We start from the raw sequence: 26,753 nt of genomic DNA on the forward strand, positions 1-26,753 counted from the left end.
CTCATCCCTCTTTTTCTTTTTAATTATAAAATATGTTCAAAAATAAACCGGCCGACGCCACCTTCACTGCAACTAGGCGCAATCACATGACTACTTTCTTTCACATTGGTTGCGGCATTTTCCACAGCAACAGGCACATCAACAACAGCTAACATAGCCAAATCATTTTCTCCATCTCCGATACCATAGCTGGTTGCTAATGGATAATCAGATAAATAATTGGTGATGGCACTTCCTTTTGTACTATCAGGATGTACAATTTCCAAGGTTTTTATAAATGAATGGAACACAAGCAATTCTGTTTCTTGTAAAGAAGATCGAATCGCCTCGTGACGTGCATCATCTGCTTCCATCAATTCAATCTTGACCACGATTGTTTCAGGTCTTTCAGAAAGATACTTTGCGATATCTTCCGTATGTACGCAATCGTTTTCAAAATATTGTTCCTTGTAATCCATAATTCGTTTGCCTTGCTCCCCAAGTTTTTCTAATGATTCTCTCAAGGCACTTAGCTGTTTCGTGTACTCTTTCGTAGGTCTTATCACCACACCGTGATTTGTATGAATAAAGTGTAAAATTTCTTGTTCTTCTAAAATGTTGATTACTTCTGTTGTTTCTTGATGTGTCAGTGTACTAGTATAACGTTCAGGTTCGCCTATTTTCTTAATACCTGCACCATTTCCAAAAATAACATCACAATCAATTAATAATTCATCATTCATTTGTTTGACTAAGTCGTATCCGCGTCCTGTAACAAAAACAAAATGATCGCCTTTGGCTTGTAACGCTTGAATGGCTTCGCGATTAATCGGCGGAATTTCTTTTCCTAACTCTTGAAACGTTCCATCAATATCTGAAAAAACAATGTTCATTGATTTCTCCTTTTCCTTTTCTTATGAAATAGTATAACATAATTTTTAATAGGATTTTGAAATTTTTCCTTGACCTTCTCGTTACGTGAGGGAGTATTCTAGCAAGTGTCAGGAGGGAAAAAATGGAATATACAATCAAAAAAATAGCAGAGCTATCAGGTGTTAGCCCCCGAACATTACGTTTCTATGATGAAATTGGGTTGCTCAAACCAGCTAGGATTAACTCTTCTGGTTATCGCATCTATGGAGCAAATGAAATTGATCGACTCCAACAAATTTTATTTTATCGCTCACTTGAGTTCAAACTTGAACAAATTCAGGAATTACTAAACCAACCAGACTTTGATCAGCACCAAGCTTTACTTGAACATCAGAAACTTCTATTAAAAAAAAGAGCGCAAATTGACGCCCTTTTGACAACTGTACAAAAAACACTTACTAGTTACGAAGGAGGAATAACTATGTCAGACCAAGAAAAATTTGCAGGATTCAAGCAACAAAAAATCAGCGAAAATGAAGAAAAATTTGGGCAAGAGATTCGAGAAGCGTATGGCGAAAAAACAGTTGCGAAAGCCAATCAAAAATGGGCGAACATGACTGAGGAACAATTCCAAGCCATGCAAACAGTTGAGTCACAGCTTTTAGCCGATTTAACAACTTATCTTACACAGCCAGGAGTGGATCAACCACTAGCAAAAGCCATTTTTGACGCACATAAAAAATGGCTAACATTTAGTTGGCCTACTTATACGCCACAAGCTCACCAAGGATTAGGACAAATGTATGTGGCAGATGAGCGTTTTACCGCCTATTATGATGAACGAAGTGGGAATGGTGCAACCCAAGCATTGAATGAAATCATTCAACATTACACCAGCAAATAATTATTACTTTCTGACCCTTATCAGTTATTGAAATAGGCGAAACATTTATTCCAATCCAATCTGTTCTAATTTTTACCGAAGAAAAAGACTGAGGTAGCTTACTCCAGTGCCCTCAAAAAGCCCAATTTTACAATTGAACTTTTTGAGGAATCACGTAAAGCTACTTCAGTCTTTTTTATTATTTCTAGCCTAACCTCTTACAATCACTAATTATTTTTGCTATTAGTTTGTTTAAACTTTCTTTATCTTTGAATAAATTCATATGGAATCTTGATTTGTTCCGGTTGTCTTTTCAAAAATAAGTGAAACGCCATTTCACCACACTGTTTCAAGTGATGATCAATAGTGGGAAAATTTAAGAGATCACTCACATACAGATTGTCTCTGCCAACTAATTTAGGTGCTCGACCTTTCGGAAATGTTTTAAGGATACCAGCTGCAACCATATCTGAATTCGTAAAAATACCATCTACTGGATGCTCATTAAAAAAAGCACCTGCCTTGATCCCATCTTCCAAACCAATACAATCCCAGAAAACCATTTCTTCTTCAAAATTCGAATAGACTTTCCGACATAATTGCAAGGTAATCTTAGAATTAAAACTAAGTCGACTACTCCTTCCTAAAGTAACACCTAGTTTTTTGACACCAACTTTTTGTAAAAATTTCAATGCTTCCGTAATCGATTGTTCCCGGTCAATAAAGACACAGCTTGATTTTTCATCTTTGATTTCTTCGCAAAAAATAATAGGGCCATATTTTTGGTACGCTTTCAATTTTTCTAACGAATGAGCACGCGAGGTTACGATCAAGCCATCAAATCTTTTTGCTGCAAACTCTTCGAGATACTCTTTTTCACGACTTGCTTGATAATTTGTCGGTAACAAGGTGACTTTATAATTGGAATCGAAAGCGGCTTCAGTAATTCCACTAATCAACTGATCAAAGTATGGATGATTGGTGTATGGCAAAATGACTCCTAAATTTTTGGTTTCTCCATAGCTTAATGTTCGTGCATTTGCATTAGGAATATAGTCTAGTTCCTTCATAACTGCTAAAATTTCTGCTCGTTTTCTTTCATCCACATAAGGGTGTTCATTAATAACTCGAGAAATAGTCGAGACGGAATAACCTGTTAAACGTGCGATATCTCGAATAGTTGCCACGATGATGATTCACCTACCTTAAACGAAAAGTTTTTCTTGTAGATAGTCTATCACAGCCGGCCCACATTCATAAAACTGATACAACTTTTCTTGATAATAAAAACTAATTCGCTGTCCGCCCCAAAATGTATCTTTTGTTAAATTCGTTAACTGATTGACATCGATTTCTTCTCTCATTGGTTTGTTCAGGCCTTGAAAACTTTTTAAAACTAGTTTATTTTCATTACAATCTACCAACGCGTAAAAACAAGTGCTTGATGTTCCCAAAACTTTCACATAAGTATGCATAGGTAAGCCCTCCTTCTTGATAGCTCGAGTATAGTTTATGAAACGCGTCCCAGAGCAAGCGGAAAGTTTTGGTTAAATAAAATCCAAGCAAACAAGTTGGAAATACTGTTTGCTTGGATTATTTTTATACTTATTAACAACTTTTTCAGTGCAATCAGTTTGTTTCGTTTGTTTCTCCCAAATTAGGGTCTAACTTATTTGCCGCAAGAATAAATGGTGCCCAAATCAATGCTGCTACAAGCAAATTCACAATCGTCAACACAATGGCACGCCAATCTCCAGCAGTCGCTAAGAAACCACTAATAATCGTTGGCATGACCCAGATTACATTGACAACTACAGGTCTTACAAATCCCGCCATCGTTGCGAAGTATGCAATAGTGGCAGTAGCTAAAGGCGCTAAAATAAACGGAATCATTAATAACGGATTTAGTACAACCGGCAAACCAAACATCACTGGTTCATTAATATTGAATAAACCCGGAGCAATACCTAGTTTCCCAACTGTTTTATAATCCGCACGTTTTGATAAGAAAAGAATCATTACAATTAATACTAAAGTCACACCTGCACCACCAGGCCAGACAAAAGCTTCAAAAGAGCCGGCTACCCACTTAAACGGAATTGGCTCATTATTTTGAAAAGCATTCGTATTTTCAACCATAGCAGTTCCATAAAGTGTTTGTAGTACTGGTGACATGATGTTCGTTCCATGAAGCCCAAAGAACCAGAGAACATGAACAAGTAGCACAATGATAAATACTGCGCCGTAGCCCTGTGAAAGATGCATTAAAGGCTTTTGGATTGCTTCAGAAATCCAGTCGATTAAAGGAACACCAGCCGTTTGTTTGAATAAATAGTTAATAATTCCAACAACATACAAGGAAACCACTGCAGGGATGATTGCAGCAAAAGCCTTAGAAACAGCCGGTGGTACAGAGTCCGGCATACGGATAATAATGTTTTTTCGAATTAAAAGAGCAAAAATAATGACTGAAATAAATCCAAAGATCATTGCAGTAAAAAGACCCGATCCACCCATATACTTACCAAAGTTAAAATAACCCCATGCGCCCATCGAGAGCGTTTGGCCACCTTCTGCAGCATCAGAAAGAACTCCACCTGCTGTAGTGATCATTGTCGAAGCTTCTTCTGATAACTTCTCTGGTAATGTCAAAACTGCAGTAGCGGCATCCGGTAATCCGATGATAAAAGCGACTAATGAAACAATACTTCCTGACACAGGATCAACTTCATACGCTTTTGCTAAATTTGCGCCTAAAGAAAGTGCAAACACAACTGCCATAATCGCCAATGTTCCATTCCAAATCAATCCATTTACACCAATAACAGGTGTAAAAAAGGTTGTAATTGCATTGCCCTCTCCTAAATAGGTATTAGGAAAATCGCGCATGAAAGCATTAAGCAAAACTGCGATTGCACCAGCCATTGTTGCTGGCATCGTACCAATAAAGGCATCTCGCAAGGCGACTAAATGCTTTTCTGACCCTATTTTTGTTGCCACAGGTAAAATATATTTTTCCATCCACTTCATCAATCCGTCCATCTTCATCCTCCTAAGTTTTAATTGCATCACCTATAATGTATGCGCATACATTATAATGATATTACAAATATAGCATATATTTTTATATGTGCCTACTAAACGATTTTTGTTTATTTAGAGTTAATAACTAAGCTAAAGCAACAGAAATTTTTTCTACTTCTTGTAGTTTTTTCTAGTAAGAACAAACAGCAAGCTATGCAGCCATATGAACGAAGATAAAAATTATTCCTCAGATAATTTTTTACATCTAATTTAATCGTATTTCTTTTTAAGATGTTGTTTCTCGAAAGAAAATAGGCACAAAAAAGAGGCACACCCTTTTTGAACAGGATGTGCCTCTTTTTTGTTATACTTTCAATTTTTATGAATTGAAAGTAGTGATTACATCATGCCGCCCATCATTGATGGATCCATTGCTGGAGCAGCAGGTGCAGCTGGTTCTGGTTTATCTGCAACAACTGCTTCTGTTGTTAATAACAATGCTGAAACGGAAGCAGCATTTTGCAATGCAGAACGAGTTACTTTTGTTGGATCAACGATTCCGGCTTCCACCATGTTTACCCATTCGCCTGTTGCAGCATTGAACCCAGTACCAAGTTCAACATTTTTCAGTTTATCAACGATTACTGAACCTTCATAGCCAGCATTTTCCGCGATTTGACGAATTGGTTCTTCTAATGCACGAACAACAATCTTAATTCCTGTTGCTACGTCACCTTGGGCTTCTACTGCAGAAACTTTTCCAATAACATTTACCAATGCAGTACCACCACCAGAAACCATACCTTCTTCTACGGCAGCACGAGTAGCATTCAATGCATCTTCAATACGTAATTTCAATTCTTTTAATTCTGTTTCAGTCGCCGCACCAACTTTGACTACTGCAACACCGCCAGCTAATTTAGCTAGACGCTCTTGTAATTTTTCACGATCAAAGTCAGAAGTTGTTTCAGCAATTTGATTTTTGATCAATTGAACGCGTGCGTCAATTGCTGTTTTATCGCCAGAACCTTCAACGATTGTTGTATTGTCTTTATCAACAACAACTTTTGAAGCATTTCCTAAGTTATCGACAGTTGCGTCTTTTAATTCTAGACCTAGATCATCAGTGATTACTGTACCACCTGTCAAAATAGCGATATCTTCAAGCATCGCTTTACGACGGTCACCAAATCCTGGTGCTTTGACAGCAACTACGTTAAATGTTCCACGAATTTTATTCAATACTAATGTTGGTAATGCTTCACCATCTACATCATCTGCAATGATTAATAATGGACGAGATTGTTGTAAAATTTGTTCTAATAAAGGCAAGATATCTTGAATATTTGAGATTTTTTTGTCTGTAATCAAGATATATGGATTATCTAAAACAGCTTCCATTTTGTCATTATCAGTAACCATGTATTGTGATAAGTATCCACGGTCAAACTGCATTCCTTCAACAACATCTAGTTCTGTTTCGATCCCTTTTGATTCTTCAATTGTGATAACACCGTCATTGCCGACTTTTTCCATTGCATCCGCAATCAAATGACCTACTTGTTCTGAACCAGAAGAAACAGCCGCAACTTGTGCAATTGCTTCTTTTGAATCAACAACTGTTGAAATATTGTGTAATTCTTCTACTGCCGCTTTTGTAGCTAATTCAATTCCGCGACGAATGCCTAAAGGATTAGCGCCGGCTGTTACGTTTTTCAAGCCTTCACGAACGATTGCTTGTGTTAAAACAGTAGCAGTAGTTGTACCGTCACCAGCAATATCATTCGTTTTTGAAGCAACTTCAGAAACTAATTTTGCACCCATATTTTCAAAATGATCTTCTAATTCGATTTCTTTTGCAATTGTTACCCCGTCATTAGTAATCAATGGAGATCCATAAGATTTTTCTAAAACAACATTACGGCCTTTTGGACCTAAGGTAACTTTTACTGTATCAGCTAATTTATCTACGCCACGAAGCATTGCTGCGCGTGCGTCTTCTGCGAATTTTAATTCTTTTGCCATGATTGGTTTCACCTCAATAATAAATTTTGTTTATCTTGTTTTACTCAACGATCGCCATGATATCTTTACCTGAAACGATCAAATATTCTTTACCTTCAAATTTCACTTCTGTTCCAGCATACTTTTCAAACATTACTTGATCGCCTTCTTTAACAGCGGCAGGAACTTGTTCACCGTTTTCTAATAAACGGCCTTCACCAACCGCAACGATTCTACCAGTTTGTGGTTTTTCTTTGGCAGAGGAAGCTAAGACGATTCCTCCAACAGTTTTTTCTTCTTCTTTTGCGACTTCGATGATGACGCGGTCACCTAATGGTTTTAACACGATAAATCCCTCCGATAACACGATTTTTAGTTCCGTTAGCACTCTTACCTTTCGAGTGCTAACCTACATTTTTAATAATACTCATTCTGCTCCTTTTTTGCAAGCTTTTTAAATCAAAGAAATCTGATTTTTTATTTTCATTGGCGAACAACTTTCGTATGGTATAATTACCAATAAATCTTGTCTACTAACACAGGTAAGTCATCTTTTATAAGAGCCTGTAAGGAGGAATTTCATGTCATTAAAAAAATATAGTCTACTAAGCATTTTTTGCTACGGTTTAGTCTTTGTTTCACCTGTCCTTTTAAGAATCACAGGTATCGTTACCTCTTCGACTGGTTTGATTTCGGCCATGACTATTACTTATTTACTAGGAGCAGTTTTGCTGCTGTTTTTGTACTTCAAACAAAAGGAACCTTTAACAATAGAGGCAGATGTCCCTAAAGCAAGTGTTCCTGAAATCATTTTACTTGGATTAGGTGGTATTTTGATAGCAATCTTTTTACAAGGTGCGGCTGTCGGAATCGAAACTTTCTTATTTGGTCAAAGCGCTCCATCTGAAAATACGCAAAACATCATCCAAATGATTTTAAAAGCACCCGCATTTATTCTAGCAACGACTATTGGTGGCCCAATCATGGAGGAGCTTGTTTTTCGTCGTAGTATTCTAGGACTCGTTAGTCACTACTCGAATTTTTGGGTAGGTGCTGTAATCAGTTCTCTACTTTTTGCTGTTGCACATGCAGATGGTCATCTATTGGTTTACTTTTTCTTAGGTTTCTTCTTTAGTTTATTGTATAAATCAACTGGTCGAATTTGGACTTCAATGATTACACATGTAGGTATGAATACATTGGTCATCGTTGTACAGTTGTTAATCCAAAAATAATTTTTGCTTTCAATTAAAAACTGCGACAAAATCTTAAACGATTTTGTCGCAGTTTTTTTAGCTTAATGTTTCACCGTTTGTGGCAATAACTTCCTTATACCAATCAAACGATTTTTTCTTGCTTCTTGCCAATGTTCCATTTCCTTCGTTGTCCTTATCAACATAGATAAAGCCGTAACGTTTTTTCATTTCTCCTGTCCCGGCAGAAACCAAGTCAATGAATCCCCATGGCGTGTAGCCCATTAAATCAATACCATCATATTCAACAGCATCTTTCATTGAAGCAATGTGCTCTCGCAAATACTCAATGCGATAATCATCTTCGACTTGTCCGCTTTCCCCAATCTCATCAATTGCACCAAACCCATTTTCCACAATAAATAATGGTTTTTCGTAACGTTCATTGAACCAGTTCATTGCGTAACGCAAACCCATAGGATCGATTTGCCATCCCCAGTCAGATGCTTTCACATAAGGATTTTCTACTAAGTCTGCTGCTTCATCATAGTCAAAAGTTGGTGCTTTATCATGATCTTTGATTGCAAACGACATATAGTAACTAAAGCCGATATAGTCGACACACCCTACCTTTAAAATACGGGCATCTTCTGCTGTTCGATCTAATTCAAATCCTTTTCGTTTAAAGTACGCATCCATATAACTTGGATAGCGACCTTTACAATGCACGTCAGTAAACCAATAACGTCTTTGCATCGCAACTGTTGCTGCCATCATATCATTGGGACTACATGAGTAACTATAGATTGGCACCATGGCAATCATACAACCAATTTCAAAATCTGGATTAATCCGATGACCGATTTCTACCGCTTGCGCACTTGCCACTAATTCATAGTGTGCAGCCTGGTACATGATTGCTTCGCGATCTTCGCCTTCTTCATAACGAATGCCCGAATTAGTAAATGGTGCAAAATCTTCGTGAAAATTCGCTTGGTTATTGATTTCATTAAAGGTCATCCAGTATTTCACTTTCTCTTGGTAACGAGTGAAACAAGTTTCCGCAAACCGAGTAAAAAATTCAATCATTTTTCGATTTCGCCAACCACCATATTCTTTTACTAAATGATAAGGCATTTCAAAATGGGAAAGCGTGATAACCGGTTCGATCCCATATTTTAGACATTCATCAAATAGGTCATCATAAAATTGTAACCCTGCTTCATTTGGTTCTAATTCATCACCTTTTGGAAAAATTCTGCTCCAGGCAATTGATGTCCGAAAACAATTCAAACCTAATTCAGCAAATAAACGAACATCTTCCTTATAATGATGATAAAAATCAATTGCCTCATGATTAGGATAATAGTTGCCTTCAATCACACCATCTGTGATCTTTCTTGCCACACCGTTTTTTCCAGCAGTCATAACATCAGCAACACTAACACCTTTGCCACCTTCTTGCCAACCACCTTCTAATTGATGGGCTGCTACTGCACCGCCCCATAAAAATCCTTTTCTCAACACGCTCATACGATCGACTCATTTCTCGTTAATTTGTAAAATCGTTTATAAAACTTGTGATTCTTCTAATTGATCTGCTTCTGCAAAAGAAAGATCGTTTTCTTGTGCATAGTTCATTGCATCAATTTTCTTCACGAATGGTAAGTAGATAAAGAAACCAATTGCTAAAACAAATGTTTGTAACAACGCCGCTTGCCAGCCACCTACTAAAAATCCTGAAATAATTGGTGGTGTTGTCCATGGTACTTGTACAGCTGTAAACAATGGAACTAATCCTGTATACAAAGCGAAGTAAGTAATCACACCAGAAACAACTGGTGTCGCAATAAATGGAATCGCCATAATCGGATTCATTACGATTGGTGTTGCAAAAATAATTGGTTCGTTAATGTTAAAGATAGCTGGAGCTAAAGATAAACGTCCAAGCTGTTTGAACTGTGCTGATTTTGCAAAGAAAACCATGAACATCACAACACCAATCGTCATCCCAGCACCTGTTACTGTCATGAATTGGTCTAAGAATTGTTGCGTAACAATATGTCCACCATTTGCAACGGTCAATGCTTTACCAGATTCAAGAATCTCTGTGTTTGCTAATGAGTTTGCTTGTAAGATTGGTCCCATGATCCCACCAACAATTGTTGAACCATGTACTCCAAAGAACCATAAGAATGGAACTAAGAAACCAAGCATCAACGCACCACCAAGTGAATCTGTTACACCTTGCATTGGGCTTTGGATTACTTCATAAATCCATTGAATCATTGTTGTGCTGAAGACTGCATCAAAGAAAATATATACAAGCATTGCAAAGGTAATCAAAACAGCTGCTGGAATCAACGCTGTAAATGAGTTTGCTACGTTATCCGGCACTTGCTCTGGCAATTTGATTCGAATATCTCTTTTTAGGAACCAAGTGTAGCCCCAACCAACAAACAGACCAACCAAGATTGCACTGATCATCCCTTGACCACCAGTCCAACCTTTATCAATTACGTTACCAATTACAACACCAGATTCTGCATCCGTCACATCTGAACGCATAGTTAGTAAAAAGATAACCAATGCGATCATCCCTGCTGGTAGCCCTTCAAAGCCTTCATCTTTGACGTAAGAATAAGCAATCCCAACTACTGCAAAAATTGCCATAATAGCAAATGAAGCACCATACGCTTGGTTAAAATAAACTGCGAGTCCAGAATTGTTGACCCACTCTGAAACTGCTGTGACGGGGAAGTTAGCAAGTAGTAAGAAAACCGAGCCAACAATTGTGAACGGCATTGTGTATAACATCCCATTACGTAACGCAGTAATAGGTTTCGTATTAACAAATTTTAAAACCGGAGGTAAAACTTTCTCATTAATCCATTCATTCATAATACTTCTCTCCTTATCCAGTTAAATTAAAAAAATCATCCAATAAAAAATAAGTGCATTTCATCCAATAAATCCTATTCTATACTCCTTTCTTTTTTGTATCCGTTTACATATATAACTATAACTAACCTGTACAAAGAAAAAAAGAGCTTAGCCTTCTGCAGGAACATGTTCCAACAAAAAAAACAGGCTAATGCGCTCTTTCTATTTCTTGACTCGCTTTTTGCGCTAACATTTCTAATAAAGTCACCACCGGAACTTGTGTTGTCAGGTTTAGCGATTCCTCTTTTCCTCTTGTTTCTGGCATATAATAAGACAAATTATAGTCTGCCAAACGAGCAATCGTCGAGGTTTCATCATTTGTAATACTAAGAACTTTTGCACCGTAGCGTTTAAAATCCTCTGTTTTTTCAATCATTTCAACCGTTTCACCTGATACAGACAAAATGATTGCTAGTGTACTTTCTAATCCGCGAGAAGGGACTGGAGCAAACGGATCAGTGATGCTATAGGCATTCAACCCTAAATTGATAAAATAACGACTACCATATAATCCAAGGACACCACTTGTACCAATTCCAGAAAAAGCAACATGACGGGCTTCTAAAATCATTTGGACTGCTTGCTCCAAAACGATTCGATAACTTTCATTATTGACCTTTTTCAAAAAAGAATCTACCTGAACCGTTGCATCATAAAATTGTTCAAACATCTGTTGTTTTGCTTGTGTTTGATAATTTTTTATTGCAAATTTCAGCTCAGAAAAGCCTTGTAAGCCCAATTTGTTACAGCAACGTAAAATCGTCGAAGTTGACACATGGCATGCATCTGACAATTGACGAATCGTCATTTTTGACACTTCTTCTAAATGAGCAATCAAGTAATTATAAACAATCATCTCCAGCTCATTCAGTTGCTTGATTTTTTCTGCTTCAAACACGGCTCCCCCTCCTTTCATTATCTTTTAATTATAACAGAGCAATAATTATAAAAGAAAGTCTGGTGTTGAAATCTTCTATAAAAAACCAATTCTTTGACCCAAGTGACATAACTTCATACAATAAAGGAAATGATAGGAGGTTTTTTGATGAAAATAGCAATTATTGGCGTAACTGGTCACGCAGGTTCATTGATTTTGAAGGAGGCTCTTGCTCGTCATCTTGACGTTACAGCCATTGTCAGAAATGCCAAAAAATTAACAGTAACTGTTCCATTTATTGAAAAGGATTTATACGATTTGACGACTGAAGACCTTGCTCCTTTTGACGTTGTTGTTGATGCGTTCAATGCACCTGTAGGTAAGGAAGAAATGCATCAAACATCCCTTGCACACTTAGCAAAAATTTTAGCGAATACTTCGACTCGTTTACTTGTCGTTGGTGGTGCTTCTTCTCTATTTATTGATCCAGAAAAAACAACTCGTATGATTGACCAAGTACCAGAAGACGCACCTTTTTATCCAACAGCTTTCCATATGTCGCAAGCACTTGTTCATTTAAAAGACACAAAAGGACTTCGTTGGACCTATATCAGTCCAGCTGCGTTCTTCAATCCAACAGGCGAACGAACAGGAAAATATCAACTAGATGATGACTTTCTTCATAAGAATGCACAGGGAGAAAGCGTTGTCAGTATGGCAGACTATGCCATTGCTTTGATTGACGAAGTACTGGCAGATAAACATGAGAATGAGCATGTTAGTGTCGTGAGCCAATAAAGCAGTTAAAATAAAAAAGGTGCAACCGGTTAGCTAAAAATAACCGATTGCACCTTTTTTATTTGGAATGAATACTTTATGTTCTTAATAGAAAGCAGATTGCTAGAAAGCAGATTGTTACTTAACGTTTTACACCACAATCTTTACCTTCGGTGTTCCCAAAACAGCTCCTCGATATAGCTTGCATCCATATCAAAATATGGAAAGCTATTTTGAATGACTGTTCGCTATCTAGTCGGAGCTGAACGTTTTGTGCCACAACCTTTTTAAATCGAAAACAATTCCGTCGCCTGATCAGGATCCGTATCGTACACATCAAAATCAGAACCCACACCAAAATCCTTTTCTTTTAACGTATTTTCCATCGTCAAATGCGCCAACTCTTTCAAGTTGTTTTCTTTACTCAAATGACCTAAATAGATGCGTTTTGTTCGATTACCAATTACATCAGTCATCACTAATGCACCATCTTCATTTGATAAATGACCACGATCTCCCAAAATTCGTTGTTTTAAATTCCAAGGATAAGAACCCATTCGCAACATTTCTAAATCGTGATTACTTTCCATTAGATAGCCGTCCGCATTTTCAATAATTCCACGCATATAATCACTACAGTAACCAGTGTCTGTTAGCATCACAAATGAATGATTTTCTTTGTAGATACGATAAAACTGTGGCGCAGCCGCATCATGCGAAACACCAAAACTTTCAATATCTACATCCCCAAAAGTTTGGACTTTTCCCATTTCAAATAAATGTTTTTGCTCGACGGGGACATTGCCAATCAATGGCGACATTGCTTCCCACGTTTTTTCATTGGCATACACATCTAAATGATATTTCCGCGCCAGCACACCTACACCATGAATGTGATCTCGATGTTCATGCGTTACTAGAATGCCATCTAAATCTTCAGGTTTACGATCAATTTGAGCCATCAAGGAAGTAATTTTTTTCCCGCTAAGACCTGCATCCACCAATAGTCGTTTCTTCTCACTTTCTAAATAAAGTGAGTTTCCTGAACTCCCACTCGCAAGGATACTGATTTTAAAAGCTGGTTTTTCTTCGACCATTTATTTATTACTTCCCTTCTTCACACTGTAAACTTTTTTCATTATACCTACTTTTTTAATTATCTTCCACTTTTGGAACTACATTATTTGTCACAATCGTATTACTGAATGCGTTGACTGATTCAATTTGAACACTTTTATCACTCGTTTCAATAGCCACATACCAAATTGGAACATATACATTTTTTTCACGAACCTTCACGATACAAGAATAAGCAAGTTGACGCCACAAAATTTTTGAAGAACTAGGAATCTTATTATTCACATAAAGCGTTTGGATTGCTTCCTCTTCTGAATATAGATCCATTTTTTCACGTAGCTGTTCAATGTTTGTTAAGTGCGTCTGGGTATATTTCGTCAGTTTATAAACACCCTCGTCTTTTTCCACTATAAAATTGATTTCAGCAGTATCGTCATGAAATGGGATTCCTTCATAGGACTGGCTTGCTTCAATTTCTAGTGAATTTCCTTCTAATGTGGAGAAATTCGACATAAATTCATATTCATCACCATAAAGTACGTTATTTTGACTATTCAAAAATTCTGTAATCGAATGTTTGGTCTGTTTGTTGTCGATTTTGTACTTTTCAGATTCTTCAGCAGTGAACGTCTTCGTTAAAGTCGACAGCCCATCAAAAGTGATTCCACTACGAAGTAGCCCTGTTGGATTCTTCTTTCGGTGTTGTGCTAAGACCGTACCAAGATCGCTTTGTTCGGCACTTAAATAGTATCCCTGTTTACTCTCAGAAGAAATATTTCCTGAATAAGAAATATCATCACTAGCTAGACGATTTTGCAGCGATTCTGTTTGGTCTGAACGTATCACATTGTTTTCTTGATTCATTGCCTCGTGATAACTGCTGAATAAAAAAACATTGAGGCCTAAGAAAGCTAGGAAAAAAATCCATTCAATTTTTTTAAAGTCCACTTAGTTCGCCCCCATTTCAGCTAGTTTGTTAGACAACTCACTGGCGGAGTACCAATTCCCTTGATATTTCACATACCATTCTGGTAACAAGTCTACGACCCGGTTCGTTTCTTTGATATTTTGCCACGTGTAACCAATAATGACTGATTCAAGTTCTTCCTTTTCCGCACCATGGGTAACTAATTGTTGAATAACGTCTGCCGTACTAGCCAATTCCACTGACTCGTCTGAAGGAATAGGTACTTGGATTGCATTTAAGCTGGTCTGAATGTTAACTTGCGTTTTTTCAGTAGCTTCACCATTAATCGTTATACCAACTTTGCCTTTACTATCCGTGCCAAACACTGGGAATCCTTCAACAAAAATCCGATAGTCAATTTGATTATCCGTACGATCAAAATAATGAAGATTTCCTAAGTTGCTGCCAATTTTACTAATGTATGGAAAACTTTTCGAGTAAATATTTCCGTTATTATTTGTATCAGATAACTCTCCACGAAAATCTACAACTTGACTGGCAGAATGAATTGTCATCGTTTCATTGCCACCATAAAAAATCAGTTCGCTACTTTCATCATTATTTTTCACTTCATCTGGGGATTGAAAGAAAGCATTTCGAAAAAGTGTGTACGGTTGTTGCGATAAAATATAACTGTATTTTTTTAACTTGATTGGTGATTCTGTATCATATTGATGAGCAATCACAGATGTTTTTTTAGACATTTTAGTCCATTTATTTTCATCAAAAGATAACTCTTTTTTGATGTCTTCCCAATTTAAAGAAAGGTTAGCTTCATAAATCGTTTGATGAACAAAATCCAAGAAACGAATTTTTTTATTTTTTTCATCAAACTGAATACAAGTAAAAGAAATCATCTCTGTATCATCAGATAGATTACTTACATCTAAGTTCAACCCAAATGCTTGGATATATTCTTGTAACAAAAATGGTGCTAGATAAGTTAACTCAAAGCCTTCCGAAAGTTCCTTTTTCTGATCAAATTCAGTTTTATCTCCTGTAACCACTTCTGAAAGCTTACCAAAACGAGCTTTACCGATTACTGTTTGCAGGCGCGAAACTAAGTTTTCACTATTTGTTTCTTGGATATTTTCTCCTTGGACCCACGTCACGTGTAGTGGTAAAAAAATTTCTGAAGATTTTCGATTTGATTGTGATTCAGTCATCACTTGTGAACTCGTTTCGTCAACATTCACTGTTTCTTTTCCAGCAGGACTTAGCCAGATGACATAGGAGAAATATAAACTCAGTGCAACCATCAAAACTAGTCCAATCCGGATGATTTTCCCTGAAATTTTCATTCCCACCAGTCCTCCTCATATGGTTCATATGGTAATGAAATATAGAAAGTCGAACCTTGACCTTCTTTACTTTCTGCCCAAATGGCGCCTCGGTGTGCCTTAACTACTTCACGCGAAATCGCTAAGCCAAGACCTGTTCCGCCTTGAGCACGTGCCCGAGCTTTGTCTACACGATAAAAACGCTCGAATACTCGAGTCAAATCTTTTTTAGGGATACCTAGCCCCTGGTCAGTTATGCTTAGAATAACGTTATTATGTGTTTCTAACAGACGGCAAGTAATCGTTCCTCCATCAGGAGAATATTTAATAGCGTTATTCATGATATTGTCGATTACTTGTATGATTTTGTCAGTATCTATTTCAACCCAGAGATCTCGTTGGGTAAATTCACGGCGAATCGCATATTTTTTTTCTTGATTACCAACCATCATATCGAAACGATCAAGTACAAAATTGATTAGCTCATTAAAATTGACGTATTCTAATTGCAGCTGTGTGTTTCCCGTGTCCATTCGAGAAAGATTCAATAAGTCATTGATCATCCGAATCATTCGGTCTGTTTCATCTAAAGTGACCTTCAAAAAGTTCGGTGCAATTTCTTCGTCTTGCCACGCGCCTTCGCTCAACGCTTCAATATAGCTACGCATACTTGTTAGCGGTGTGCGTAGTTCATGGGAAACATTGGAAACAAACTCACGACGTTCACGTTCTGTCTTTTCTTGCTCAGTTACATCATGTAAGACAGCTACCAGACCACTAATAAAGCCTGATTCACGACGAATCATGGAGAAATCAACGCGTAAAATCATTTGGTCACTTTCAGTGGAGCCTGTTGAACGATCGAGAACCATTTCATCTGGATTCTCTAATAATTTACGCAACGTATATTCTTCTTCGATGTCAAGCAAGGTCAAAATAGACTGACCAATTGCCTCTTCATTTTTAATATCTAACAACGATAAAGCCATATCGTTAATCGTAATGACTTTTCCTCGACGATCGGTTGCAATGACCCCATCCGTCATATGCGAAAGGACACTATCCAACCGATTTCGTTCAGCTTCCATCGTATCTTGTGCTTCTTCGATTCGTTCAGCCAACTGGTTAAAAGTATCTGCCAATTGCCCCAATTCATCTTGTCCATGGACTTTTACTTTTCGACTATAGTCACCCCGCGCAATGCGGATAGCTTGTTCGCGCATTTCGCCAATTGGTTGTGTAATCGAACGTGCAACTAAGACCGACACAATCATGGAAATGAATGCCGCAATCAGAGAAGCCGTGAAAAAGATAATCGCTGTGTTACTAATTTCTGAGTACTTTTGTTCAATATCACTTTTGACGTAAAGAGCCCCGATGACGGCATCGCCGGTCGGGGACAGAATAGGCTGAACATTAATATTTACCCGCTTGTCATCTGAATCAAGTGCGACATAACGTTTAGTAGTAAAATCATCAACGGCTACATAATCATTTTTCTTACCGATAGAACTTTGTTCACTTACATCCGTTGTCCCCCGAATGATCCCTTTTTCGTCAACCACACGAATTTCGATAATATCGCTTGAAGCACTATTTTCGATAAAACGTTTGATATTCGCATTGACCTCATCTGGATCTGCCGTATCTTTTCGACTAAGTTCAGGACTAATTGTTGAAGCTAATGAGACAACTGTCTGATTCATATCTTTGATAAAAGTGTTGATCGTGGAGCGCTCCAAACCACGTATAAAATACGCACCAATAATTTCAATCGAAATCAATAAAATCAAAATAAATGTAATGGCGATTTTAAAATTGACTGATCGAAAAAAGCGGACCTTTTTCTTCATTGATTACTCCTGTTCTGGGTTACGCAAGTAGTAACCGACGCCACGACGCGTAACTAAATAGTTCGGGTGACTTGGATTATCTTCGATTTTTTCGCGCAAACGACGTACAGTAACATCAACTGTTCGGACATCACCAAAATAGTCGTAACCCCAAACAGTCTGTAGTAAATGCTCACGTGTCATTACTTGTCCAATATGTTTTGCTAGATAGAAAAGCAACTCAAACTCACGATGTGTCAACTCAATTGTTTCGCCACGTTTCGTTACCATGTAAGCATCTGGGTGGATTGTTAAATCACCAATTGTTAGTTCTGATGGTGTTACCTCTTCCACTTCTTTTGCAGCTGCTGCGCCACGACGTAAATTGGCTTTGACACGAGCTACCAATTCTCGATTCGAAAACGGTTTTGTCACGTAGTCATCCGCACCAAGTTCTAATCCTAAAACTTTATCAATTTCAGAATCTTTTGCAGTTACCATGATGATCGGCATGTCATAAGTTTTACGAACTTCTCGTGCTACTTCTAGCCCATCCATTTTTGGTAACATCAAATCTAATAAAATCAAATCAGGTACTACCTCTTCGACTTTTTCTAAGGCTTCTTCGCCATCGTACGCAGTGTAAACATCGTAACCTTCTTTTGTTAAATTAAACTTAACGATATCCGAAATCGGCTTTTCGTCATCGACAACTAAAATTTTCTTCATAAAGAGCCACCTCTTTTTTATTATTGTCATACCTTTTCATTATACCGTATTTCGAGATTTGTTTCATCCTTGCTTTTGAAATGAAATGGAAACTTAAAAAGGTTGTGGCGCAAAGCGTTTAGCTTCGAAAAAATAATGAGCAACTGACAAAAATAGCTTTTCATATTTTTGGACAGTTGTGAATTATTTCGAGGAGTTGCTTTGGGAACACCGTACATAAGGTTGTGGCACAAAGTGGTTAGCTTCAAGTAATAAGGAATCTTTTCTAAAAATAGCTTTCCATATTTTTAAGAAAAGAGGTCTTATTACCGAAGAAGCTACTTTGGGAACACCGTACATAAGGTTGTGGCACAAAGCGTTCAAGCCCACAAAAAAACAAGGAACACAAACACAAAATAGTTTCCTATTTTTGTGGTAACTGTTCCTTATTTTAAATAAATTGATTTTGATATCATATAAAAAGAATTAAATATAAATTACTCTTTCAAAAAATGAATCATTTCCCCAATTTTTTATCTATTGAATTGTCAAATTAAGTGCAACGTTACTCCAAAAAATATTTCGTAGGGTGTTTTCCAGTGTAAACATTTTCTTGGCCGTAAATTTAATTTAAGAATATATTGATCAATTGTTTCATCAGTAACACTACCCATCTCTTTATTTTTTGGTAAATACTCTCTGAGTAAACCATTGGTGTTCTCATTTGTCCCTCGTTGCCAAGGCGCATGCGGATCAGGAAAATAGAAAGGAACACCATTAAGAGCTTTCGTGATTTCTGAATGTTTTGAAAACTCTTTTCCACGATCAGGAGTGATTGATTTCACTCGACTAGGATGGATAGAGGAAAATAATTCAATGAACTTGTCCTTAACAAATAGGGATAGTTTCTTCTCAATTTTTCCACCTAATAGATATCTCGACCTACGGTCAGTCAATGTAACTAGGCAAGCACCACCCGTCTTCCCAGCTACTGTATCAGCCTCCCAATGACCAATTTCAGAGCGGTCGTTGGCAGAATCGGGTCGTTCATGAATCGTGTTGGATATCTGGATTTTTCCTCTTCTCTCAACATGATGTTTGGCATGTCTTGTTTTTCCGCGGTGTCTAAGTGAACGAACCAATCCTCGATTTCCATGGCTTAGAGGCTCTGTTTCAAAAAGTCCATTATAAATACCACGATAAATTGTCGTGTAGCTTATAGCAATACCAGTTCGTTCACTTTTTAAACGATGAGAAATTTCTTCAGGAGATCATTGTTCTTCTACAAATAATCTTCGAACGATAGTCCAGATCCTGTTGTTAGACAAGAGTAATTTTCGCCCACAGTTCTGTTTTCTATAAGAATATATAGTTTGAGCAAGCACAGGAGAATACGTAGTATTTTTTGTATTAGGTTTAAGTTCTCTAGATATTGTAGAAGGGCTACGCTTCATAAGAGAAGCAATGGAACGTATAGACCTTCCTTGATTGAAGAATAAAAATATGTTTTCTCGCTCGAGTATTGTAAGATGGTTATAGTGGCTCATAGCTATCTTCCTTTCAAATAGTGTTCTAGACAAACCTATTTTAACTGGATTTTAGCTATGAGTCTTTTTTTGTAATCAACTGTTGCACTTAATTTGACAATTCAAGCTACTAAAAAAAGCCAGAACATTTCTGTCCTGACTTTTCTTTGAAGAAGGCTTAAGCTTCTACGCTATCGTTTTCAGTATTTAATAGATATTTTGCAACAAGTGCTGCAAGAATCCCACCTACGATTGGCGCAACGATAAATACCCAAACTTGTTCTAACGCTTGACCACCAACTAAAACAGCTGGTGCTAAACTACGTGCTGGGTTAGCTGACATTCCTGTTAATGGAATCCCAACGAAGTGAATCAATGTTAATGACAAACCAATCACTAGACCAGCTAAGCTGCTGTTTCCTTTTGTTTGGCTGGTAACAGTCATGATAACTAATACAAAGATAAAAGTTAAAATAATTTCAACTGATAATGCACCTACTGTACCCATTTCAAAAACATTTTGTCCTAAATTTTCAACACTTTTACCTGCTGAGTCAAGCAAACCAGATAATGTTAATGAAGCTGCAAATGCCCCAACAACTTGACCTACGATATAATAAACTAATTCAGTAACTGAAATTCTTTTATTCATCCACATTGCAATCGAAACAGCTGGATTCAAATGAGCGCCAGACACAGTACCAATACTGTAAGCTGCTGCAACAATTGTTAAACCAAATGCTAACGCGATGCCAGCAATCCCAACAATCCCTTCTGCTCCTCCGCCTAGTACGGCTGCGCCAGTCCCAACAAAGACTAGAATATAAGTGCCAATAAATTCTGCGATACCTTTTTTCATAAAAAAATACATCCCCTTTCCTTGCAATTATATCATTTTCTTGAAAATTTCCAAGGATTTACATTTATGAGACATATTTTTCAATCAGGCTTCCAAAATTTGAACACCTACACCTAATAAACCAGGTCCAGTATGAACTACGAGAGCCGGTGAAATTTGGCCAAAATACATTTGTTGCACTTGTGGAAACTCTTGGCGCAACCTTGCTTCCATTGCATGCGCTTCCTCTTCCGCAGCTCCATGTGCGACAGCCAAATTGAAAACTTTTGCATCTCCTACTCGCTCTTTAATTAACGCTACAGTTTTATCCAGACTTTTTTTGCGACCTCTGGCTTTAGCAACCGTGTAATAGATTCCTTCCTCATTACATGAAATGATTGGATTCAATTTCAAAGCTGTTCCTAAAATGGATGCAACTAAACCAATTCGACCACCTTTTTGTAAGTATTCAAGTGTCGCTACATTGAAAAACACTTTCGTTTGCTTCACTAGAGTTTCCAATTTGTTAATCAATGTTTGCCAGTTCACTCCCTCTTCAAGCCATTTTGCTGCCTGAATAGCTGAGAAACCCGCACCAATTCCAATATTTTTTGTATCAAGGATATACGTTTCTAACGCCGTTTGTTGTTCAGCAATCAATCGCACAACATTATAGGTGCCAGATAAGCCACTAGAAATTGTAATTGCTAGCACTTTTTCGTACCCATCTGCTTTGATTTGATCAAAAATAGCAGTAATCGTTTCACCATCAGGTAGTGAAGTTCCTGGAATTTCTGTTGGTAACTTTTCATAAATCTCTTCTGGGGTAATGTCTACCTTATCAATATATTCACGATCTGAATAAATAATTTTCAAAGGAATCATATACATCTGATATTGTTCCATCAATTCTGCCGGAACATCTGTACCTGAATCGACTAAAATTGCAATTTTTTCTTTATTCATTTGGTTTCTCCTCTTTTAGATAATCTGTTTCTAACATAATTGTTTTTTCTGCAAGTAATTTTAAGGCAAAAGATAATGTCGCCGTTTTGACAGCAATCATTTCGACTGCCATTGTTTGATTTAAAATGAGTGGTGCTTGCTCTTTTCCTTGTGCTTGTTGACTGATTAAATGAATCGCTGCTTCTTGTTCTTCACAAAATAAATTATAGGCTTCACGAATACCAATCACTTTTCCTTGAAACAAAATTCCATCTTTGATTTCTGGAATTGTCAAAACTTGTTTCAAAGTTGTAATCGCGATTAAAAAAGCAACATGTCGCTTATTGTAACGTTTTTTGATTGGCGCCGGAATCAAGCCTTGCTTGACGTAATTATTGACCATTGAGGACGTCAATAATGGATGCTTTTCGCCTTGGATAATCGGTGATAGATAACGATCAATCAGAGTGATTACCTGATCCATGTATAATTCTAAATCGGGTAATTCTTCCCAACGCGGCAAACGAAAGGTTTCAATATCTGTTCCCCACGCAACTAATTGTTCACGCATTTTTTCCATTAGTTCGTCTCCTTTTCTAATTTCATCCACATCATATCAAAGTTATCAAAAACATTCAATCTAGTTTTTAAAACTAGATACTTTCTTAATTTTCATTACACAAAAAATTTGAACAACGTGAACCATCGTCTCGAACAGCAAAAATGATTGACCCAAAATCCTTTTCAGAATTTTAGGTCAATCATTTTTATTAATATAGAAAACTTCTAGCCGGACTTCATTGATACTTTCACCAAAATGCGCGAAGAAAGAACATTTTTTTACAAAATATATTTTTAACAGTTGTACATTAAGCACAGTAAATGTATCCGATTTTCATCTATATTAAGCAAATGGACTTTTTGTGATCTACCCGCTTCCTCTAAACACGTTTATAAATTAACAAACATGTTCACAACTCAAGGAAACCCCTTACAATTCCAAGCCCAATATTTATACTAAGAAATGAAGAAACAGTGGCCACCTCGTTCTTCTACTCAAAGATCGATTTTAACGCTTCACTTAGTAATTGTTCGAATTGATTTAATGCTGTTCCAAAGAAAAGATTAGGTTGATATTCTGACAAAACCTGTGCTGTATATGTCTCTGTACTAATTGTTAACGTTGCTAACTGTCCAATTCGAGAATTTTTTTCGCCAACAAAGGCAATTACATCGATTCGATGATTTTTTGCCATTTCTGCAAGTTCTGTTAAACGAAAAGTATCGCCAGAATTCGAAATAATAATAATCAGAACATCTTTTTCAACATTTTCGCGAAGAAATTCTAAGTGACTGTTAGCTGTTGCACGAAATCCATAAAGATTAAATGTTTCAGAAAAATGATTGGCGATATTTTGAGAAAAACCTGATCCTAAAATCATGATTCTTTTTTCGCGATAGGCGGATAGCAAGTGGACGAACGTATCTCTGTCGGCACTTGAGAAAGTACTTGAGAAATTGTTTGAAGACTGCTTGTTTCCATAAGCAAAAACTAGTTCACTATAACCAGAATAACCAATCTTTTTTGCCATATTAACAATCGTTGCAGTTGAGACATACGTTTCTTTTGCTACGTCACGAATACCTAAATTTTTTAATGTTTCACGGTTTTTATCCATAAATCGCAAAACAGCAGCTTCTGAATCATTCAACTGATATTTTTCAATTAGCGTTTCCGTATTCAACAGGTTCACCTCAAATTCAATTCTTTAGTTAGGAGTATTATATTATGACAGAAAAACAGTTTATTCAAGACCCTTGGGCGAAAATGGTTACTAGAAATGGTTTGCGAGGGGACGAAGTTATTTCCGCGTTACAAAAATCTATTCGTAGAGGAAAAGAAAAAGAAGCCTGTGAATTTGCCTATGAGATGTACATCACTTCACCGCAATTTGAAGAAAAATTATGGCGTCGATTATTAGCTATCAGTGTGGAAGATGTTGGAATGGGAAATTCAATGGCTGCAATCATGATTAATAACTTGAACATGATGCGTAAAGAGTTTCAATATAATGAATCAGATCGTGCAATGTTTTTCTTTCATGCCATTCGTTACTTGTGCGAGTCAGAAAAAGATCGTTCATCTGATTTACTCAAAAATATTGTGATAAAGAGTTTTGCCATGGGCTATGTACCTGAAATTCCAGATATCGCACTCGACAAGCATACAACTCGTGGCCAAGAAATGGGACGAGGTTCAGAACATTTCTTACATGAAGCCAGTAAAGTGGTTCCACAAGCAAAAGTAACTAACAACTACAAAGAACAATATGAAGCAATCATAGAGAAATATGATCCAACGCACGTGGTTCCAAGTACCTTTGTTTTTAATCCTTGGCAAGTATAAGGGGGAAATTTTATGGAAAATTCTACGATCATTACAAAACTCAACGACATGCTTAGCCCTATTGCTGCAAAAATTGGGAATCAGCGACATCTTAAAGCAATTTCTAGTGGTATGATGTTTGGTTTACCGTTTATTGTAATTGGTTCTTTTTTTCTGATTTTTGCTAACCCACCTATCAACTTAGATCAATATACTCCCGAAACAGCCAATTTTTTCCTGAAATTTATGGCAGGCTGGAAGGATTTCGCAGTTGCAAATTATGATTTGATTACTGCACCGTACAATTTAACTATGGGACTTATCGGACTAATTAGTGTTTTTGGGATTGCTTTTTCTCTTGCTAGTGAATACAAAATCAATCCATCTATGAACGGTATGGTCGCAACAGTTATTTTTCTAATGGTATGCACACCTGTGACAGACGGAACGATAAATTTAAATTATTTAGGAACAAATGGATTATTTGTGGCTATTATCATTGGACTTCTGGTTGTTGAAATCAATCGATTATTTGAAGTAAAAGATATTAAATTAAAATTACCAGATACCGTACCACCCATGGTAGCAACCTTTATCAACACCTTGGTCCCTCTATTGACGAATATCATTCTTTTTTATGGAATTAACTTACTCTTCTTGAGTACAACTAAAAAGATTTTCCCAGAAACAATTATGAGCGTGCTAACACCTGCAACTGACATTGCTGGGAGTCTTGGCGGGTTCCTGTTAATAGTTACTTTAGGAAATATCTTATGGTTATTTGGAATTAACGGCTCATCAATTATTTTTCCAATCGTCTTTACTTTGGGGATGGCACAAACTGGACTGAATGCCGAGCAAATGTCTAATGGCGAAACGATGACCCATCTTATGAATCTACAAATGTTCCGCATCTCTGTTTTAGGTGGTGCTGGTGGAACACTTGGTTTAGTCATTTTAATGATGCGTAGCAAAGTTTCAGAATATCGTACGATTGGAAAACTATCGATTATTCCTGGAATTTGTTCCATAAATGAACCAATTATTTTCGGTTTACCCATTGTTTTCAATCCAATTTTGGCAATTCCATTTTTAGTTACGCCAATCGTCTCTTTATTACTAACCTATTTTGCTCAAAAACTGGGATTGATTGGTCTAGGATTTATCGTAGATCCGTCCTTCACACCGTTTTTTGCGCAGGCGTATCTTTCAAGTATGGATTGGCGAAATATTGTCTTTTGTCTCGTACTAATTCTTATCAGTGCTGTCATCTATTACCCATTTTTCAAAGTGATGGAAAATAACAAGACGAAACTGGTGAATGAAGAATAATAAACAACTTTGTTTACCCGATTTGCTTAACCCTAAAAGATTCCTTTGTATCTTTTGAAATCGAAAATTTATTATGAATTTTACGAGCTATCCTTCCAAACATTCTTTTGAGAGAGGATAGCTCGTGTCACAAAATGAATAACTGCCTTTTTTAGCATAACTGCTGATGCTGCAGACAAAATGATCTAAGTTTAGGATCTACTGAAGATTAGCATACCTCAGCTATACTGTTAATTTTGCTAAAATAAGTTTAAAAAAACTAGCAAATTGGCAGTAATAGTCCAGACTCTTGCTTATTTTCCACAAAAAAACAAGCACGCCAGCCAAAGCATGCTTGTTTTTATTCTCGTTAAGAAATAAGAGGCCCGCCGAAAAATCGGCGGGAAAGGAGTAAAAATGAAAAAGTGTTAGGGTTCGTTCTTTTATTAAGAACTTTCTTTTGTTGGTATGCTTATATAATAGCCAGAAATTATGAATAAACTATGAAAAAAATTCTCTAACCTTGTAAACTTTTCTTTGATTTTTTTCTATGTCTTCTTGCATTTTAAAACGCTTAGTGCTAATATTATTAAGTACTTTTGGTACGGGCCGTTAGCTCAGTTGGTAGAGCAGCTGACTCTTAATCAGCGGGTCGCGGGTTCGAGCCCCTCACGGCCCATTGGGTGCCAAACCCACGAGAATGGTAGTTTGTCGGCGTCTTCGGACGTTTGGAAGACAGACTGCGCATTCTCTTTTTTTGTTTTCGAGCATAAAAATCAGATAAGCTACTTACTTTTTTCAACTTAATACTACGCAAAGAATCTAATTCATTAAAACTTCTATTCCTAATTTTCTGCTTATCCTTCCTCATTTTAGCTTTAACTGCTATTCTCATTTTCCAAATAAATACATATTTATAGTAGAAACACCTTGTTCAGCGTTATATTTCTAGCTAATGAAATGACTCTTAATCATCGATCTCAATAAGTATTGATATTTTTCACAGGCCGTTACTAAAGCAATTGTCTTCCAGCGGTTTTCTACTAATTTAAACTGAGTATAGGATAAGAAGATGCGGCATTGATTTAGCGCTCAATTGGTTAATTCTTTTCGTTCCCCAAAAGACTTACCTTCATTTGAATCACTACTGTTTTTAAACTAGTTGTTCCTTTTCTTTTTCAGCAGACAGCGTAACGTTTGCTTTCCATTAATAACTCATTTAAGCTTTGAAGTATGAAATACAGACTGTCGCTTTGTCAGCTGTTCGTTGTCACGTAGGCATCCACTTTAAGTAACTCAAACTAGATTTTACTCTGCAGAAAAACCTTTA

The 26,753-nt window shown here is 36.9% G+C and carries 23 protein-coding genes, 1 tRNA gene and 1 pseudogene; 6 read left to right on the forward strand and 19 right to left on the reverse strand.

The window, feature by feature from the left end; all coding sequences use genetic code 11:
- Positions 1 to 23: 23 nt before the first annotated feature.
- Positions 24 to 872, reverse strand: a complete 849-nt coding sequence (locus IGJ66_RS10565) for an HAD family hydrolase (protein ID WP_071869113.1) — start codon at positions 870 to 872, stop codon at positions 24 to 26.
- Between the two features lie 122 nt (positions 873 to 994).
- Here IGJ66_RS10565 and IGJ66_RS10570 point away from each other — a divergent pair, with 122 nt between their 5' ends.
- A complete protein-coding gene (locus IGJ66_RS10570) occupies positions 995 to 1,756 on the forward strand; it encodes a MerR family transcriptional regulator (protein ID WP_071869114.1) in 762 nt (253 codons plus the stop codon).
- A gap of 242 nt (positions 1,757 to 1,998) precedes the next feature.
- Here the strand turns inward: IGJ66_RS10570 and IGJ66_RS10575 are convergent, their stop codons facing one another.
- The 5 genes from IGJ66_RS10575 to groES form a co-directional block, all read right to left on the reverse strand.
- Positions 1,999 to 2,922, reverse strand: a complete 924-nt coding sequence (locus IGJ66_RS10575) for a LacI family DNA-binding transcriptional regulator (protein WP_095803823.1) — start codon at positions 2,920 to 2,922, stop codon at positions 1,999 to 2,001.
- An 18-nt stretch (positions 2,923 to 2,940) separates the two neighbouring features.
- Entirely contained in the window at positions 2,941 to 3,210 is a 270-nt protein-coding gene (locus tag IGJ66_RS10580) for a hypothetical protein (protein ID WP_067482878.1), read from the reverse strand.
- A gap of 154 nt (positions 3,211 to 3,364) precedes the next feature.
- Positions 3,365 to 4,777, reverse strand: a complete 1,413-nt coding sequence (locus tag IGJ66_RS10585) for a PTS sugar transporter subunit IIC (protein WP_067482880.1) — start codon at positions 4,775 to 4,777, stop codon at positions 3,365 to 3,367.
- 381 nt (positions 4,778 to 5,158) lie between these two features.
- The gene (gene groL, locus IGJ66_RS10590) at positions 5,159 to 6,784 is read right to left on the reverse strand and encodes a chaperonin GroEL (protein ID WP_067482882.1); all 1,626 of its coding nucleotides are present in this window, start codon (positions 6,782 to 6,784) and stop codon (positions 5,159 to 5,161) included.
- Between the two features lie 40 nt (positions 6,785 to 6,824).
- On the reverse strand, positions 6,825 to 7,109 hold the full coding sequence (gene groES / locus IGJ66_RS10595; RefSeq protein WP_067482883.1) for a co-chaperone GroES: 285 nt from the start codon (positions 7,107 to 7,109) through the stop codon (positions 6,825 to 6,827).
- 235 nt (positions 7,110 to 7,344) lie between these two features.
- Between groES and IGJ66_RS10600 the strand changes: the two genes are divergently transcribed.
- Positions 7,345 to 7,998 carry a CPBP family intramembrane glutamic endopeptidase gene (locus IGJ66_RS10600; protein ID WP_067482884.1) on the forward strand — a complete coding sequence of 218 codons (654 nt, stop codon included), beginning with the start codon at positions 7,345 to 7,347 and terminating at the stop codon, positions 7,996 to 7,998.
- Positions 7,999 to 8,055: 57 nt separating this feature from the next.
- Here the strand turns inward: IGJ66_RS10600 and IGJ66_RS10605 are convergent, their stop codons facing one another.
- The 3 genes from IGJ66_RS10605 to IGJ66_RS10615 all read right to left on the reverse strand — a co-directional run bounded on the left by IGJ66_RS10605 (position 8,056) and on the right by IGJ66_RS10615 (position 11,797).
- The gene (locus IGJ66_RS10605) at positions 8,056 to 9,489 is read right to left on the reverse strand and encodes a 6-phospho-beta-glucosidase (protein ID WP_067482885.1); all 1,434 of its coding nucleotides are present in this window, start codon (positions 9,487 to 9,489) and stop codon (positions 8,056 to 8,058) included.
- Positions 9,490 to 9,525: 36 nt separating this feature from the next.
- On the reverse strand, positions 9,526 to 10,857 hold the full coding sequence (locus IGJ66_RS10610) for a PTS sugar transporter subunit IIC (RefSeq protein ID WP_067482886.1): 1,332 nt from the start codon (positions 10,855 to 10,857) through the stop codon (positions 9,526 to 9,528).
- Between the two features lie 190 nt (positions 10,858 to 11,047).
- Positions 11,048 to 11,797 (reverse strand): MurR/RpiR family transcriptional regulator, encoded by a 750-nt coding sequence (locus IGJ66_RS10615; RefSeq protein WP_086270683.1) that lies wholly within the window; start codon positions 11,795 to 11,797, stop codon positions 11,048 to 11,050.
- 147 nt (positions 11,798 to 11,944) lie between these two features.
- Here IGJ66_RS10615 and IGJ66_RS10620 point away from each other — a divergent pair, with 147 nt between their 5' ends.
- The gene (locus IGJ66_RS10620; RefSeq protein ID WP_430616595.1) at positions 11,945 to 12,574 is read left to right on the forward strand and encodes an NAD(P)-dependent oxidoreductase; all 630 of its coding nucleotides are present in this window, start codon (positions 11,945 to 11,947) and stop codon (positions 12,572 to 12,574) included.
- Between the two features lie 266 nt (positions 12,575 to 12,840).
- On the opposite strand, the gene IGJ66_RS10625 is transcribed toward IGJ66_RS10620, so the two are convergent.
- The 10 genes and pseudogenes from IGJ66_RS10625 to IGJ66_RS10670 all read right to left on the reverse strand — a co-directional run bounded on the left by IGJ66_RS10625 (position 12,841) and on the right by IGJ66_RS10670 (position 23,471).
- Positions 12,841 to 13,650, reverse strand: coding sequence for an MBL fold metallo-hydrolase (locus IGJ66_RS10625; RefSeq protein WP_067482895.1), 810 nt, complete (start codon positions 13,648 to 13,650; stop codon positions 12,841 to 12,843).
- Between the two features lie 55 nt (positions 13,651 to 13,705).
- Positions 13,706 to 14,578, reverse strand: a complete 873-nt coding sequence (locus IGJ66_RS10630; protein ID WP_271027079.1) for a two-component system regulatory protein YycI — start codon at positions 14,576 to 14,578, stop codon at positions 13,706 to 13,708.
- Positions 14,579 to 15,898, reverse strand: a complete 1,320-nt coding sequence (locus IGJ66_RS10635; protein WP_075491266.1) for a YycH family regulatory protein — start codon at positions 15,896 to 15,898, stop codon at positions 14,579 to 14,581. It lies immediately after the preceding gene.
- Positions 15,895 to 17,730 (reverse strand): cell wall metabolism sensor histidine kinase WalK, encoded by a 1,836-nt coding sequence (gene walK, locus IGJ66_RS10640; protein WP_067482899.1) that lies wholly within the window; start codon positions 17,728 to 17,730, stop codon positions 15,895 to 15,897. Before walK ends, IGJ66_RS10635 begins: the two co-directional genes overlap by 4 nt.
- Before the next feature lie 3 nt (positions 17,731 to 17,733).
- Positions 17,734 to 18,438: a response regulator YycF gene (gene yycF, locus IGJ66_RS10645; protein WP_067482900.1), complete on the reverse strand. Its 705-nt coding sequence runs from the start codon at positions 18,436 to 18,438 to the stop codon at positions 17,734 to 17,736.
- 527 nt (positions 18,439 to 18,965) lie between these two features.
- A pseudogene (locus tag IGJ66_RS10650) lies at positions 18,966 to 19,964 on the reverse strand (IS30 family transposase).
- Between the two features lie 157 nt (positions 19,965 to 20,121).
- Positions 20,122 to 20,802 carry an MIP/aquaporin family protein gene (locus IGJ66_RS10655; RefSeq protein WP_067482903.1) on the reverse strand — a complete coding sequence of 227 codons (681 nt, stop codon included), beginning with the start codon at positions 20,800 to 20,802 and terminating at the stop codon, positions 20,122 to 20,124.
- A gap of 84 nt (positions 20,803 to 20,886) precedes the next feature.
- Positions 20,887 to 21,747 (reverse strand): DegV family protein, encoded by an 861-nt coding sequence (locus IGJ66_RS10660; RefSeq protein ID WP_067482905.1) that lies wholly within the window; start codon positions 21,745 to 21,747, stop codon positions 20,887 to 20,889.
- Complete coding sequence (locus IGJ66_RS10665; protein WP_430616596.1) at positions 21,740 to 22,306, reverse strand: DUF1836 domain-containing protein; 567 nt, start codon at positions 22,304 to 22,306, stop codon at positions 21,740 to 21,742. Before IGJ66_RS10665 ends, IGJ66_RS10660 begins: the two co-directional genes overlap by 8 nt.
- A 472-nt stretch (positions 22,307 to 22,778) precedes the next feature.
- Positions 22,779 to 23,471, reverse strand: a complete 693-nt coding sequence (locus IGJ66_RS10670; protein ID WP_067482909.1) for a MurR/RpiR family transcriptional regulator — start codon at positions 23,469 to 23,471, stop codon at positions 22,779 to 22,781.
- Positions 23,472 to 23,515: 44 nt separating this feature from the next.
- Between IGJ66_RS10670 and IGJ66_RS10675 the strand changes: the two genes are divergently transcribed.
- From IGJ66_RS10675 to IGJ66_RS10685, 3 genes are all read left to right on the forward strand, one after another.
- On the forward strand, positions 23,516 to 24,133 hold the full coding sequence (locus IGJ66_RS10675) for a hypothetical protein (protein WP_067482911.1): 618 nt from the start codon (positions 23,516 to 23,518) through the stop codon (positions 24,131 to 24,133).
- 12 nt (positions 24,134 to 24,145) lie between these two features.
- Positions 24,146 to 25,444, forward strand: a complete 1,299-nt coding sequence (locus IGJ66_RS10680) for a PTS sugar transporter subunit IIC (RefSeq protein ID WP_067482912.1) — start codon at positions 24,146 to 24,148, stop codon at positions 25,442 to 25,444.
- A 585-nt stretch (positions 25,445 to 26,029) separates the two neighbouring features.
- A tRNA-Lys gene (locus IGJ66_RS10685) sits at positions 26,030 to 26,102 on the forward strand.
- Positions 26,103 to 26,753 lie beyond the last annotated feature (651 nt).

The sequence above is a fragment of the Enterococcus sp. DIV0176 genome, from assembly GCF_050528535.1.
GTDB classification, from domain to species: Bacteria; Bacillota; Bacilli; order Lactobacillales; family Enterococcaceae; genus Enterococcus_B; species Enterococcus_B thailandicus.